We start from the raw sequence: 16,343 nt of genomic DNA, 5'->3' as shown, positions 1-16,343 counted from the left end.
GTGGCCGGTGTGCCGCCCGCTGAGTCGACCGCCTTGCCCTTCGCGGCCCGGCCGCCGACGGTCCGCGAGCCGGTGGCCGCCGCGTCGACGACGGACGGCACCGACGCGCCCTCGGGGACCGGCACAGCCGTCGTGGGCACGACGAAGTCCGGGCCCACGCCGTAACGGGGCCGCATCACGGTGACCGGGCGGCCGATCGGCCACTGCTCGGCCACCGGGTCGAGGCCGTCGTCGCGCGAACCCCCGGGCAGGCCTCCCGGCAGGGCGCCGCCGCGCGGGCCGCGGGTGGCCACCTGCCGGGGCCCGCCCCTGTGGTCGTCCACCGTGACGTCCACGGTGGCGGTGCCCGCGTCGCCGGTGGACAGCCTGGAACCGCGGACGGCGACCGCTTCGACCGTGAACCGGTCGGCGGTCACGTGGGGTTGCGGAGTTCCCTCCTGGTACGCGGCGAGGGCCGCGGCCAGTTCCTCCCGGAAGGACGCGGCGACCGCCTCGGTACGCGCCTTGGTGAGGTCCCGGCCGATGATGCGGGCGCCGCGCAGCCCGCTGACCCTGACGTCCGGCAGCGGCAGCCCGTTCGTGGCGTTCCACAGCCCTGTCCTGGCCACCCCCTTCGCCAGGTGCCGCAGGGGGTGCTCGGCGGCTGCGGGGGTCTGCCGGGCGTCCTTGGCGAAGGTGACGGACACCGGCAGCGCCTGCTGGCCACGGAGCACGACGGCGGTGAGCGGATTGGCCTCGGCGGAGGGGCCGGTACCGAGGAGTTCGGCATTGGTGTCGTGGGCCGACTCGCCCGGGCGCTGGGCGTACATCCGCATGTACCACTGGTTCTTGCCCGCGATGACCGGTTCGAGCTGTCCGATGCGGAGCGCGGCGGCGCGCGTGGCGCCTTCCAGCTTCCTCTCCGCCGTGGCGCGCTCCGGCGATCCGGCGGGCGCTGCGCGCAGCTCCGCCTGAGCCTGTTTGGCGGCGGCGAGGGCCAGCGCCAGATCGAGGTGCCCGCGCAGCTCCGCGAGGTGCTCGTCGGTCCCCGCTTCCTGGCGCCGCTCGATCTCCTGGCGCAGTTGCGAGGCGATCTCCCTCAGTTCCCCCAGCTCGTGGTTGCGGAGGTTCGCCTGGACCGCCTTGGTGTGCCGGTGGTTGCGTACGGAGGCCCGTGCGTGGTTCTCCAGGGTGATCTGGTGGGTGCCGTCCTCGCTCGCCAGGACGACGGTGGCGAAGTGGTATCCGAAGTGCGCGCCGCCGGGCTTCGTCTGCGGCTTGGCGTAGTTGTGTTCGAGGCTCGGCTGGCCCTGGTCACCGGACGCCGCGACGGACTGCACGACGTAGCCCTCGCCGATGTCGGCCCACGCGTGCTCGTTGACCCCGATCCGGCGTGCCGCGTCCGACAGGGCGTCCCGGCGCGGGTCGACCGGCTGGGCGAGGCTGAGCGCCCCGCCGTACGCGCGTCCGGGCAGGGGGCCGCCGTCGCCGCCGGTGGGCCGGTCGTCCCGGCGGACGAGCGAGGCCGCCCACCCCGGGTCCGCCGTGTCCGGTGGCGTGTCGCCGTCAGCGACGCCGCTCAGGGCCTCGGCGAGGTGATGGGTTCCGGTGACCTCGACCCCGTCGGAGGCGTTGACCGGTGCCGTGACCGTCCGGCCGCCGCCCGGAGCGCGGAAGACCAGGTGCGACGTACGGGCGTTGTCGGCCAGCATGTCGGCGAAGTCCCGGCAGACCTCCTCCGTGGACGTGCCGGAGCGGGTCAGGAAGTCGGGGGTCACGAGGAACAGCTGCCTGCTCCCCCCGTCGTCCGTGGGCAGGATGACGCTGAGGTCCGGGTCGAGTGTCAGGCGCACCGCGGCGCCGGCACGCGCCAGCCTGGCCGACGCGTGGGCGACGGCTTCGGGCGTCGCGAAGACCTGCTGTCCGTACGCGCCGTCCTCGACCGCGAGCGTACGGTCGGAGGAGATCCGCAGGGCGGGGCGCTCCGTGACGAGCGTCTCGTGGTACTCCTGCACGGACATGGCGAGTTCGGGGGCATCCTCCGTGCCCGCCAGCGCCCGCGGCGTGTGCCAGGTGCCCCGGATCCCACCGGGCCTGCGGAAGAACACGCCGTCGTCACGGCTGCTCATGAGGCCGTAGTGCCTCGTGGTCAGCGGCTCGGCCCGGCGCGCGCCGACACCGTCGTCGGGGTCGGAGTCGCTCTCGTACAGGCCGACGATGTCCGCGACGTCCCCGTCGCTGTCGGTCTCCTGGCCCGGCCGGACGGAGTCCCACACGGCGCCGCCCCCGGCGGGGACGGGTCCCAGCATGATGTGCTCCGCACCGGTACGCCAGTCCGTGGACGGCCGGGGCGCGTGCTCCGAGAACCAGACCCTGGAGCCGGTCAGTTCGGCGACCTGGCGTGCCAGGGACGCGATGTCCGGGTGGGGGAAGGCCAGGACGACGTCGGCGCCCGCCGGTCGCGACGGGTCCCGTGCGACGAGCCGGGCGAACTCCCCGAGGTCTTCCGTCGTCACCATGCCCTGGGGCGTGGTGAGCTGGACCGATTCCGCGCCGGCCTGGGCGAGCACGACGTACGGGTCCGACCAGAGCGCGGGCCAGGTACTCACCCGGCCCTCCTCGCTCTCCACGGCGTACGAGTCCAGGGGCGGCACCTGGTCCCCGGTGCCGGTCCAGTTACGGCCGGTGCCGCTCTCCGAGACCAGCCCGGTGGCCCGGTCCAGGGCCGCGTCGTGGCGCGTCAGGTAGGCGGTGAGTGCGGTCGCGTCGGCCAGTTCCTCCGGGGAGGCGCTGAGGGCCAGCGACCCGAGGAGCAGGAGGTGCTGCTCGCGTACCGGGGCGGCCGGTGCGAGGCCCAGCACCCGCCTGGTCAGGTCGCGCAGCTGGTCGGGGGTGCCGGTGGCGGTGGACGGCCCGTCCGCGTTGCGCCGTGCGAGTTCTCGCAACGATGCCGCGGTGCCGACGAGCATCTCCGGCGAGTGGCCCTGCCGGGTCGCCGGCCCGAACAGGAGGTCGAGCCACGTCTCGTACGGGGTGGCCTGGGGGCTGTCCTCGCCGACGGGTTCACCGTCCGGTTCACTGTCCGAATCACTGTCCGAGGAGCTGTCGGAATCCGCGGCGTCGTCGGTGAACCGGAACCGGGCGAGCGCCTCGGTGTCGCTGTCGTCCGTGAACCTGAACTGCGCGAGCGCCTCGGCATCGGAGCGCTGACGGCCCGGCCGGCCGGACAGCGTGTCGAGCTCGTACGCCTCTTCCTCGCCCGGAAGGCCGGGCGGATCACCGGCGGACGGGGACGGCGAGGGCCGGGACGGCGACGGGGGCAGCGGTACGGATGCCGGGTCCTGCTGCGGACGTCGTGCCGACGCGAGTTCCGGCGCGGACGTGCCGGTGCCGCCGGAGGACGTGACCGTCGGCGTCGGCGCGTCCTTCGCCGTCGACACGTCCTCGGTCGTCGGCAGGACCTTGGGTGCCGGCACTCGCTGGGTCGTGCCGCGGGGCCGCGGGGTCTCCTGCGGGGCCGTCCGCGTGCCCGCCCCCGCCGTCGCCGGAGTACGCGGCACGAGAGGGACGAAGTCGCCGCCGCGACGGCGGAGCCGCAGGTGCGGGCCGCTCGCGCCTGCGGGACCGGGATAGGTGTGGGCGGTGCCGTTCTCCTCGATCAGCGTGACGGTGGTGCCGGTGGCGGCGGCGGCCCACTCGGCGACCGCCCGGTCGGCCCCTGGGCCCCAGAGGGCTCGGGCGAGATGGCGGCGCAGATGGCCTTCCAGGGCTTCCGTGCTCGGCCCGGGTGCGCCGCGGCGGGTCACCATGGGTGGGGGCGCGAACAAGGAATCCCGCTCGGCTCGCGCACCGGGGAGGCCGTTGAGCCGCATCAGCCGGGCAGGGGCCCACCCGGCCCGCAGCCGCAGCCTCGTGGCCTCGTGGCGGTCCACTCCCGGCCGCCCGGCCGCCTGACCCAGGGCCGTGGACAGCGCGCCGAAGAAGCCGTTGCCTCGGCCCGTGGGCGTGCCCTGCGTATAGGTGGAGCCGTCGGGCGCCGTGAGGACTCCGTCGGGGGCGAGGCGGTAGCGCGGGGCGGTGCTTTCGGCGGGCGGCAGCCAGGGCGCCGCGGGGTGGCTGCGGTGCACGGGCGGCGTGGTGGGCTGCCCGGTCGTGGTGGAGCCGCCTCCCGTGCCGGAAATCCCGGCGGTGTGCGGGGCGGGCAGCGCGGCGGTGGCCGGGGCCGGGGTGCCCGGCGGTAGGGCGGCGTGGAAGAACCCGTCGGCGGAGAACAGCACCGGGTCCGATGCCGGATCGACGGCGGCCGGGTCGGCGCCGTGCGGGAGGAACAGCTGATCCCGGCCCTCACCGGTCACCACGGTCAGTGGGGTGCCGAGCACCCGTGCGGCGAGGGCGGGCAGCAGGTCGGCTCCGCCGTGGTCACCAGCGCGGCGCTCGGGCGGGGGCGGTACCCCGTCCGTCCGTGCGGATCCGGTCGGCTGCGGCTCGCTCGTGAACGGACGGGACAGGGCGGCGGTCGCCAGGGCGACCCGCTGGGCCGGGGTCGGCCAGAAGGTCAGCGGAAGACGGCCGAAGGCGTCGAACTCGGCCTGCTGAGCCGGGGTCAGCACCACTGCCGCGGCGTCCAGTTCGCCCTGGGTGAAGGTGTCCTGGACATCCAGGGCGAGAGCGTCGAGCAGATCATCGTTGCCGTCCTCCCCGAGCGCCCAGGCGAGGCGGTCGCGAGCGGCACCGACGGCTTCGGCGGTGACCGCCGGGTCCCCGGAGGCACCCAGGAACCGCCTGGCGAGCTCGCCGCCGAGCAACTGGGGCAACCGGCCCCGGGCCCCGGCGACGGCGAGCAGCGCGTGGAAGAACGAGGCGCCGTCGTGCGGCACGGTGTGCACCTCGCGCACCGTGGCCCCGTCCGGCGAGGTGAGGGTGCGCGGCACGGAATTGGTGCTGTCGGTGATCCCGTACGGTTGCGGCGCCTCGGAGCGCCATCCCGGCGCGGCGTACTCCTGCGGCTGGTCCGCGACCGGGACCTGGACCGAGCCCTGGTGGTGTGCGGTGAGGCGGGAGGCGGCGAGGTGCAACCGGTGGTGATCCGCCGCTGCCGTGCCGGTGCGCTGCTCCCACAGTCCTGCGGCGTCGCGCGCGGCCTGCCAGGCGATGACCGCCGGCGCCTCGGCGATGTCCCTCGGCAGTACGGTCGCCGTGCGGGGGTCGTCGTCGCCGAGTGCGGTCCGCTGCCCCGGGCTGAGGGAGAGCCATGCCTCCCGGGCCCGCGCCCGGGCTTCGTAGTACTCCTTCTCGGCTGTGGCGAGATCGGCGGCGGCCTTCGCCATGTCGTCCCAGGCCGCGCGGGCCTCGGCGGGGAATGTGCTGTCGTCGAGAAGTCCGTGGTCACGTGCGATGTCCTCACGCAGCCAGACCAGCGCGGTGGTCTCGGCCTCGGCGGCCCGTGGTCCGCGCCTGGCCTTGCCGAGCGCGCGCAGGGGGCGGCTGTCGGTGATCCGGTGGTCCGACTCGGCCACGGCCAGCCAGCTCACCGGGATCGCGAACAGCATGCTGCGGTCGGTGGACACCTTGACGTGGGTGCCGAGGGTGGTGTCCGCCGCGCCCTTGAGCGCGGTGCTGTCGTTGGCGCCGCCGATCGGGACCGTGGCGCCGGGGTTGGTCACCCCCGCGTTGCTGTTGCCGGCCAGTGGCGCGGTGCCCGCCGCTCCCTCGACGTTGTCGGTGATGCCGGCCTCCAGCGCATCGGAGGTCTTGCGCCGCTGCATGGCCTCCATGCGGGGCTTGCTCTCCACGGCGAGCAGCCGGGCACCGGTACGGTGCATCTTCGCGTAGAGGCGGGAGTCGACGGTGTGGACCTGGCCGAGGACCCGCGCGGAGGACTGGGCGGGCAGCCGGGAGCCGTCCGCTCCGAGGGCCTCGCGGAACGCGGCGGTCAGACCGCCCTGCGAGGTCGCCTCCTGCTGTGCCTGCCCGGGCGCCGTGCCCAGCCCGGTGAGGGGGGTGTGGCGGGCGATGCGTACGCGGGCGCCGAGGATCTCGCCGGTGTGCCGTCTGCCGAGATCGGTGTCGCCGAGGCCGTCGGCGCGGGCGGTGGCGAGCGTCAGCGCGTCGTGCACGCCGGCGGCGCCACGGATGTCCACGGCGAGGATGCCGGAGCCGATCCGGTCGTCGAAGCGGAGGATGTCCGTGCCGTCGTCGTCCGTGCCCGCCCCGCCCCTGCTGCCGCCGTCCATGCCACGTCCGTTCACGGCGTCGGCGTTCAGCCTGTCGCCGTTCGCCCCGTCGCCACCCAGCCCGTCGCCGTCCAGCCCGTTGCCGGACGTGCCGTCGCCGGAGGTGCCGGGAGCACCGGAGGACCGCCAGGCCGCTATGCCTTCCGGCCTCGCCTGGTCCGCGGTAAGCAGGCGTACGGCGCGCTCCGGTTCGGGCACGTTCTGCTCGGTGAGCGCGCCGTCGCCGCCGTGGCCCACAGGGGTGAGAAGCCCCACCGGGGCGATCTCGTCGAGGGTGCCGACCTGGGCGACGGCGCGCGGCGGGAGGGGGTCCCCGGCCACGTCCGTCATCGTGACCGTCAGGAGGTAGCTGGTGACGATCTCCGCGTGTGCCTGTGTGGTGGCGATGTTCGGCATCGCGGTGCTGCCGTCTGTCTCGGTGCGGTTGCTCGCCCGCTGCTTGGCCGCCGCGCCCTGGAGCGAGGGGTTGGCGACGAGGACGCCGTCGCCCGCCGCGCGCTCACCGGCGCTCAGGGTGAGGTCCGCGCCCCGGTCCTGGGAGGTGCCACCGGCGTCGTCACGGGCGATCGTCCGGTAGTCCTCCAGTTCGTACCCCGTGCGCAGCCGCCGCACGGTCGTGGTGACCGGCGTCAGTTTGAACCGGATCTGGCCGGGGCTGCCTCCGACCGGCAGGTGGTGCGGGCTCGACCATGCCCGGTAGCGGACGGGCAGGGTCATCCCGTCGGTGGTCAGCTCGTGCAGGTGGGCGCGGAGGAAGTCGGGCGAGAGCCGCTGCAGCACCTGCTCCCGGTCGTGAGAGGGCACCCCGATCCGCTCCAGGCGCGGCAGCAGGTCGCGCGCCGCCCGTCCGGCGTCGAGCCGGCCGCTGGGATGGGTGGGGAAGCGCCTGCCCCGCAGGAAGCCCGGCACCCGGTAGCCGCCGCCGAGGTTGTCCGGCGTGGTGGTGCCCAGCCCGTCCGGAGCGAGCCCCGCCTCGATGGCGTCCAGTATCGGCAGGTGGAACATCACCGCGTCGCGGATCCGTTGGAGAGCCGCGGCGGCCGGGCGCGGGGACAGGCCGCGTCCGAGGCGTCCGGACAGCCGGCCGGCCACGGCGCTGACACGGGCCCCGGCACGGGTCCCTGCCGTCCCCATCGCGGCCGTCCAGCGGTCGCGCACGGCGACGGTCTCGACGGTGTCGGCGACCACCAGGTACATGCGCCCGGCGTAGGTCAGAGTGGTGTTGCGTCCTCGGGTGAGGGCCTGGGAGACACCCCGGCCCTTGCCCCAGGCGTACTGGAGCGCGGTCGCGTACGAACCGACCAGCGCCTGCTTGCCGGGGACCTGCTGGAGCGGCATGTAACCGCCCTGGACCCCGAGCGTGGTGCGCGAGACGGTGCTCGCGCTGCCGGCGACCCGGTGCTCGTTGCCGATGGTGTTCTCGAGGCTGGCCGGCTTCGGATCGCTTCTGACCCGGAAGTTGCCCAGCTCGCCCCGGACCGCGGCCTTCAGATAGTGCGTACGGAACGGCCCCGCGCCGTTCAGCCCGGTGATCCTGGAGCCGAAGGGGCCCAGGTACTGACCGAGTTGGGCGGCCACACCGAGGTTGGCCATCGCCCGGCGCAGGGCGGTGCGGACCGGCGCGCCGGGTGCGCTGACGTGCCAGGAGGTGCCCGAGGCCCGGTCGGCGGTGGCCTGCATCAGCCGGCTTCGCTCCGGGCCGCCCTCGGCGCTGAGCACGGCGTGCGGCGCGCGCAGCAGGCGCTCGGCGAGCCTCGCGCCGTCCGGGTCCGCCCCGGTCCGGGGAAGGGTGCCGTCGAGGAGCTGGTCCGCCTCCGTGGCGGAGAGGCGCCGCGGCGCGGGCACGGGAGAGGGCGTGGGTGCCGCACCGCCGGCGGGCGGGGCGACGGGAGCGTGGCGGTCGGACCCGTGTGCGGCGGGCACGGCCAGCTCCACCCGGCCGACGGTCTCGGTCCCCCGGCTGAACAGCGGACGTTCCTCGACCTTGCTGACGAAGACGCCCGTACCGAGGAGCCCGAGTGACAGCAGCCGGGCCCAGCCGCGCGGGCGGCGGTGGCCCTCGAAGGAGGCGCCCAGTTCCACCTGGTAGCTGTAGAGGTCGGCGCCGTTCTGGAAGGTCAGGTGGTCATGGGCGACCGTGACCGTGTTGCGGGTGGTCTTCTGGTAGGTGCGGGCGTAGCGGGCGCCGACGGAGACGTTGCCGGTCCGGCGCGGCAGACCGGCCTCGGGTGCCTTGTCGTGGTCACGCGGCGACACGCCGACCTCGGCACCGGCGGAATAGGTGCTGGACTCCTGCTGCCCCTGACCGGAGACCTCGTTGCCGATCACCGCGTTGCGCAGCGACCGCTCGCTCATGGTGGTCTCGAACCGGCGGTCGGTCAGCCGTGCCCGCAGGATCAGCGTGTGGTGGCCGCGGCGTACCGTGCCGTCCTCGGTGAGGGTGACCGGAACGCCGGTGGTGGTCAGCTCGTCCAGGCTCTGCGTGATGGTGGGCCGGTTCAGGGCCTCGCGCACCTGCCGCTCGTTGTGCAGGGCCGTCCGCAACCGGCCGTCGCCGTACCGGAAGCGCGCCAGCCGGGGGTGACGCAGCATCAGCGGCGGCACGAACAGCGACGGGTACGAGCGGTGCAGGGTGTCCAGGACGGTGTCCGCGAAGACCCGCATGGGGTCCTGCTGCGCGGCGGGGAGGGGCGCCTGCTGGGTCGGGGGCTGCCCTGCCTGCGCTCGCGCCTGCGGACGGAAGCCCTCCGCGCGGACCTGGCCGCCGAGGTGCACCGGGTCCTCGCGGGTGAGATACCAGGGCAGCGGCGGCTCGGCGTCCGGATTCGGTCCCGTGCTGCCGGGTGTACGGCTGTCCCAGCCGGCCAGCCGGCGGGCGTCCTGGGTCGAGATCCAGTCCAGGCTGACCACCCGCACCGGCCGGGCCGCGGACGAGGGCTCACCGGCCTTGCGGACCATCAGGGTGCGCTCCACCTGGTAGAGCGCCATGGGGTGGTTGCGGACCCTGCCGGTGACCTTGCGGGCCGCGTCGGCACCCAGGTAGTGGCCCCGCCCCGCGGTGAGGTCCGCGCGGACCAGCGGCCCGCCTTGGAGGCGTACGTCGGTCTCGGGGCCGAGGACGGTGTAGTTCGGCCCCGCGGTGACCTGGAATCCGAACCGGGTGTCGCGGATGTGTCCACGCTGGTTCTGGTACGTGGTCTGGGTGAGGTCGCGTACCTCCGCCTTGAGTGACTCGGTGACCAGCACCGCGCGGTGCGGCAGCGACCTCTCCACGACCAGATGGCCCAGGGGGTGCTGCCCGCTGCCCTGCGTCAGTTCGGGTCCGCTGACCGGACCGGTGAGCCGCCCGAACAGCCCGAGCAGCCGTCCGGGGCGGACGTAGGAGACCAGGGTGCGGTGTGCCGAACTGCCCGGTCGTGCGCCGGAGACGGCCAGCGCGAGCTCCTCCGGCGGGGTCGTCAGGTGGAGGCCGGTCGTGTCGGTCAGCCGTGGCTCCGCCCCGTCGGGGAAGGTCAGGGTCTCCGGCGCCCGGCGGGGCCCGGTGAACGGCACCGTCAGGTCGTCCGGCAGCCGCCAGCTCAGCCCGTCCCGCATGCCGAACCCCGCGGTGTGCACCTGGGTGCGCAGCCAGTGCGGGCGCTGCCCGGACGTGTCGGTGCGGGACGTCGTCCGGCTGTCCGTGCCGGCGGGGTCCGGCGCCTCGGTGACCCGCTGCACCCGCACCCGGTAGTGGACGTCGTCCAGGTGCAGGTGCGAGCCCTCGTGGGCGCGGTGCTCGCCCTGTGCGTAGGCAGAGGTGCCCTGGGAGTAGTCCGTCCTGCGGCTCCAGCCCAGCGAGAAGCCGATCTTCAGCAGCCAGTTGAGGGGCGGCCCCATGCCCAGGCCGGCGGCGATCCGGCGTCCGAAGCCGACGCTGCGCCCGCCACCCGTCCCGGCCTGCCCGCGCCGCATCGTGTCCAGGCGGACCGTGGCGCCGCCCACGTCGGCGAAGCGTTCCCACCGGTGGTACGGGAGGGCCTCGACCGTCATCTCCAGGCCGACCCCGGACTTCTCCCGGCCCACGATGCGGGCCCCGCGCGGGGCGGTGAACGCCGAGGGCTGGTCCGTCAGCAGACGCAGCAGCTCGGTCTCGTCGAACCGCGCGCGTACCGGCTCCGGCAGGCGGCCGAGGATCTCCCTGGCCACCTGCTCCGGCGAGCGGAGCGTGAGTACACCCGGGCCGGCCAGCAGCCCGGTGGGCGAGCCCTGCGCTTCCCAGCCTTCGGCGGTGTCACGGGGATCGGCGCCCGGCCTGATCAGGACGGCGGGCAGCCTGCTGCCGTCGTCGAAGGTGACCGTGCGCGGTGCCGGCCCCGGCGGGCGGGCGTCCTCGCCGGTCAGCAGACGGGCCGGACGGTGGCGTTCGAGCTGGGTCTCCAGCGGCACCGGGTCACCCGGGTCGGGGGTCTCCCCCTCTTCGGGACCGGAGATCCCCGCCATGCTCCGCAGCCACTCCCCGAACGGATCGGAGGCGTCCGGCTCTTGTGGCTCCTGCGGCACGGTGGGCGTGAGCGGGGCGGGCTCGGAAGTCGGCACCAGGGCGTCGTAGTGATCGGTTCCGTTGTACGCCAGGTGCAGGGTGCCGCCGGTGCCACCCGGATGCAGCGCGGTGACGAGGACCGCCCCCGGCGCCTGCGGACCGGGCCGTACGAGGCGCAGGTCCAGGTCGAGCGTGTGGGCCAGGGCGTCGGGCAGCAGGTCGGCGAACGGGGACGACCACAGGCGGGGGCGCTCGGCGGCTGCGGCGAGCAGGCCGCGCCCGCCGAGCCGCCGGGCGTCGGCTGGGCTGGGTGCCACGTCGGCGAGCTGCGGATAGTCGCTGTCGGCGAGGATCTGCCGCCACCGGACGGCGTCGCCGTCGGTGACGACCTCGCGGGCGAGGCGATTCCACTCCTCCGTGATCCGGCGCTGGTCCTCCGCGTCCTCGGCCCCGGCCAGGGCGCGCATCCGCAGGTCGTCCACGACGGTGAACACCGGGTCCGGTACGGCGGTGTCGGCCACGGCGCCCAGCTCGGAGCCGTTGACGCGGTCACGCACCAGAGCGCGCAGTCCGGCGATGCTGCGCGCGGCCCACGCGGGCGGCACGTCCCGGCCCCGCGCGCTGTCGAGGACGGCGCGGAAGAGACAGTTCCCGTCGGCCCGTGCGCGCACCCGGCGGAAGGCGAGACCCTCCGCGCGGACGAGCCCTTCCGGAGGGGGCGCCGTCGCGGGCCCCGGGCTGAACAGGGTCGTGCTCTCGGCGAGGCTCTCCGTCCTGCTCGGCGAGGGCGCCGGGCCGGTCGTCGTGAAGGACTCGGCCCGGCTGGGCTGAGCGTCTGCGTCGCCGGGACGTGACCGGAGCGGTGCCTCGGAGTCGGAGCTGTGCAGGCGGCGCGCCAACTCGGCGGTGTCCGCCGGGCCGAGGCCCAGGTCGGACAGCGGCAGCGGCGCACTCGACAGCGACCACGCGATCTCCGCCGAGGGGGCGTAGGAGAGTCCCCGCGCGTCCTCCTTCGACACCGGCGTCGACGGGGGCAGCTCGGGTGGCGGCGGGGGCAGCAGGTCGCCGAGCTCGGTGCCCGGGCCCGCACCGGCCCTGAGCGCGGCTGCGGCGCGCAGGAACGCGGTGTACTGCCCGGGCGTGGGGCCGGCGGCCGGATCGACGGCCGTGGCACCTGTCGCGGTGTGCCAGTCGGTGACCATACGGCGCAGCAGGTCCGGGGACATGCGGCCGTCGGCGTACCGGGCCGCGCTGTCGGCGCCCAGCCAGCGCAGACCGTCCACATAGGCGAGGCCCGCGAGCAACTCATGGTTCTCCGAGCGCTGTTCGGCATCCGGCCCGAGGGCGTCGCGCAGCGTCCGGATCTGCTGGAGCGTACGGGCACGGGCGAACGCGTCGGCCGGGCCGGGGCCCGCGTGCAACCCCGCCTCGCGTGCCGCACGGTCCAGGTCGGCCCCGCCGGGTTCCGGGGTGAAGAGCCGCCACCGCCCCGGCCCGTCGGGGCCCTCGGTGAGCACCGCGCGGACATCGCCGTCGCGATCGCGCGCCGTACCCACCTCGGTGGTCGGCGCGTACACCGAGCGGCCGGTGCGGTTCGCCACGTGCTGCGCCACGGGCAGCCCGGCCGTCTCCGGCTGTCGCCCGGTCTCGCAGGAGTACAGCACGAGCGGACGGTCCTCATCACCGTCCGCCGCCCACGACCTGAGCACTTCACCGAGTTGCACACCGCTGACCTTGACCGCCGGTCGCGCCGAGTCGTCGGTGCCGAGAGTGACGGTACGGGGAGTGCCGTGTCCCACGAAGTAGTCGGCGCCCCGCTCGGTGCCCGCGCCGGGCAGCGGGGCCGCCGGGCCGGTGAACACCGTGCGTCGGGCAGGCAGTTGCGTTCCGGCCACCGGGAGGGAGTCCGCCGGCAGGGGTGGGGACTCGGGGGCGGGCGTGGACACGGTGCGTACGCCCCGGAAGGTGTCCTGACCGAGCAGCGCCCTGCGCCCCGCGTCACGGGCCGTGCCGTCCTCGGCCGGGCTCTGCGAGATGGTCACCGTCCGGACGGCACGACCCGGTGGGGGCTGCACCGTCGCGTCCGGCACCAGGCGCCGCAGCCGGCTGAGGGGCACCGTGTGGCCCTCCAGAGTGGTGACGGCCGGTTCGCCGAGGGGCCGCCCCGTGCCGTTGGCCTCGCCTCCGGAGACACCACCTCGCACCGGGCGTACGACGATCCGGGCCTGGGACGGGCTGTGTGCCACGGGCGGCGGCACGGGGGAGGTCTCCGGTGCGAGCGGCGGGGGCGGGGTGCCTCCGTTCCGCCCCCCGTGCCCTGCGCCGGTGAGGGAGGCCGGGCCTGCGGGCTCGGTACGGGCGCTGTCACCGTCACCCGGTTCGAGGTACACGTCGGTGGCGGTCTCACCCCAAGGGCGGGACAGCGTGGAGAGCTTGACCTGGCTGGGGTTGGTGACGGCCGTGGGGCCCGGTGCCGTTCCGTCGTCGTGTACGGGCGTCGCCTCTGCCGACGGCGCTACCGGGGGCGTGACGGGTGGCGTGACCGTGGAGGCGGCGAACGGGGCGCTGTCGGCAGCTTCCGAGCTCTGGGTGGCGGGCCGGGGCATCGGGCCCAGGGCGTCGGCGAGCGGCAGCAGCACGTCCGAACCGGGAAACGCAGTGCCCGGGGTGCCGTCGCCCGTCGTCGCGGGGCCGGTGAGCGTGCGGACCTGTACCGGGGCGCCGGGCCCCTCCCGGGTCAGCTCGACGGCGGCACGCACCGGACGCCCCGCCGGGTCCGGCACGACCGCCGGTCCGAGCACCACGGCCCGATCCGTACCGGCTCCGTCCAGCAGCTGTGCGGCCTCCGGCGACCCCACCGGCGGTGGCGTGGCCGAGACGACGATCGTCAGGGGTTGTTCCGGGGCGGAGCGGGAGGCGTCGGTGAGCGCGGGGGCGGTCTTCACGTCGGCGGGGGCGCGAACGTCAGTGGAGCCGCCTGCCTCCGCGAACGAGCCGACCGTACTCACCTTCGGCGGAGCGGCGGGGGTGTCGACAGCCTGCGGAACGGCAGAGGTGTCGACGGCCTGCGGCGCGAGGGTGACTCCGACGTCCGGGGCGGGAACGCGCGCCTCGGAGTTCACCTCGGCGTCGGGGCCGGCGAGCGGGTCGGCAGAGGGGCCGGGCGCCAGGTCGGCGGACTCGGCAGAGGGGGCGATCTGCGGGGTGTCGTCCGTCGCGGCCGGGGCCTCGTCCCCCGGGGCAGCACCCTCGGGGGTACGGGCGCCCTGCGAGGCGGCGGGAGTCGAAGCGCCGCCGCCGGGCGCCGGGATACCACCGGGCCTGCCACCGCTCGCCGTGCCGGGGGTGGAGGGCGCCGTCGGACCACCGGTGGCGACGGGCGCGCCGGCACCCTGGCCCGGGGTCGTGGCCGTACGGTCGCTCCGGTCGGCCGTCCCCGGCTCGGTGACGGTCGGCTCGGTGACGGTCGGCTCGGTGACGGTCGGCTCGGTGACGGTCGGCTCGGTGACGGTCGGCTCGTCGCGCTGAGAGGGGTCCTGGAAGGCCTCGGATTGCCCCACCGTCTCAGGGGTCTCGGAGGCCCTGGTGGTCCCAGAGGGCTCAGGGTTCCCGGAGGTCTCGGAGGTCCCGGAGGTCTCGGAGGTCCCGGAGGTCCCGGAGGTCCCGACTGCCCCAGGGGTCCCGGTGGTCCCGACGGTCCCAGGGGTCCCGGTGGTCTCAGCGTTACCGGTGGTCCCAGCCGTCCCGGCGGTCTCACCGTTCCCGGCGGGCCCCGAAGCCGCAGTGGACGCGCCCACCGTGATCGGCGCATCCACCGTGACCTCGGTGCCGAATCCACCAAGCGCGCGGCGGACCTCGTCCGTGTCGATCTGGGTGGCGGGGCTGTTTCCGGCGGGAACCACCCGGACCTCGGGCAACTGCGCCAAGTTGCCGTGCAGGCTGTCGCGTACACCGATCTCGGCGCTGCCCGGCGGCTGGGCGCCGCGCAGGGCGGCCAGGTCACGCAGCGCCTGCTCGCGGACCTCGGCGGGACCGTGGTGGACCTGCTGCCACAGCTCGTTCTCGACGGCGGTCACGGGCAGAGTGCCCGGGGAGTACGCCGGCGGGGCCAAGGGCGCGTACGGCGGCGGGGCCAGGGGGGTGTTCACCGACGGGTTGTCGGCGGCGTACGGCGGAGGGCTGTCGGCGGCGTACGGCGGGGGCGTCTGGCCGGTACCCGCGGGCCCCTGACCGGTGGTCTGCTGGACGACCGGCAGGGGCGAGGAGGGCGCGGCACCGGCGCCGCCCGTGGTGTCCGTCCGCGAGGGGCCGTCGGTGCGGTCGGCACCTCCACCCGCGCGCGGGGATCCGCCGGAGTCCTGCGTGTGCGAGTCGCCGCCGGAGACGGTGGGCGGCTGGTTGCGCAACGTGTCGATGAGGTGCCGCAGTTCGGCGGCGCTGTTCACGGCGGTGTCGCTGAGGGTGGCCTCGACCTGGCTGCTGATGCCCGCGCCGACGAAGGTGGACCAGCTGGTGGACCAGTCACCCTCGAAGGCGCCCTTGATCAGGATCTCGGCGAGCGCCTCACCGGAACCGGCGGCGAGGAAGTCGGCAGTCCCCTTCAGCGCGTAGTGCCCCGCCAGGGCTCCCGGCCGGTCGGCGTTGTTGCGCAGGATCTGGCTGTTCCGCCACAGCTCGGAGTTGTTCCGGAAGGACAGCGGGTCGTTCCGGAAGGTGACCGGGACGTTGCCGCCGGGGCCGGGGCCGGGGTTCGGAGTGGGATCGGGGTTCGGCCTGGGGTCCGGGTTCGGCTTGGGGTCGGGGTTCGGCCTGGGGCCCGGGCCGTGGTTGCCGAGGTCGAGGTCCGGGTTGTTCTTCAGGTTGGGGTTGTTCTTGAAGTCGAGGTCCGGGCTGTTCTTGAGGAAGTCGTTGTCGTAACTCTTGACGATGTTCTTCGCGAAGGAATCGAAGACGCTGGTGAGGAAGCCCGCCGCGGCGCCGAACGCGGCGGCCTTGCCGATGTCGCTCCAGTCGATGCCGTCGGGGCGGCGGCCGTCCGGGGCGAAGTTCATCATCGCGAGCCGGACCGCGAAGGTGGTGAAGGCCTCGGCGAACGCCTCGGTCAGCGAGGGCGCCAGGTGCAGCCGCTGGAGCAGGTGGGTGAGCGTGGTGAGGATGAAGAACCGGCTGCGCAGTTTGGCCATCATGATCTGGCTGGCCGACGCGCCGCCGGTGAAGAAGGACATCGCCAGGTAGATGGCGATCTCGATGAGCAGCCGGATGACCTCGGCGATGACCTGCCACTTCGACTCCATGATGTCCATGGAGGTCTTGCGCCGGCCTTCGGCGATCTTGTCGAGCTGATCCGAGAATTCGCGCAGGTAGTTCTTGCCGCCGTCGTCGATGAGCATGCCCATCGCCTTGCCGTACGACTTGGCGAGGTCGTCCGGCATCGACTCGCCGATGTCGTGGATCGACTTGTCGATCAGCGACGACAGCTTGTCCAGCTTGCGGCCCAGGCCGGAGTAGGGCAGGCGGCTGTCGTAGGCGAGGTCCTCGTCGGCGTCCATGAGCTTCTCCCCGGTGAGGATGAAGATCATCGCGTTGACTTCCGGCGACACATGGATGCTCAT

1 protein-coding gene (cut by a window edge) is annotated in these 16,343 nt (G+C 74.6%); it reads right to left on the bottom strand.

What is annotated here, in order from left to right; genetic code table 11:
• On the bottom strand, positions 1-16,343 hold the 5' portion of the coding sequence (locus tag ABZY45_RS25895; RefSeq protein WP_356743465.1) for a lonely Cys domain-containing protein. 14,824 nt of this gene lie to the left of the window's left edge; 16,343 of the gene's 31,167 nt are visible here — the first part of the coding sequence; it begins with the start codon at positions 16,341-16,343; its stop codon lies beyond the left edge, outside the window.

Source organism: Streptomyces sp. NPDC006516 (assembly GCF_040611875.1).
Classification (GTDB): domain Bacteria; phylum Actinomycetota; class Actinomycetes; order Streptomycetales; family Streptomycetaceae; genus Streptomyces.
Note: the sequence above shows the minus strand (reverse complement) of the source record. Positions and strands in the feature narration are given on the sequence as shown.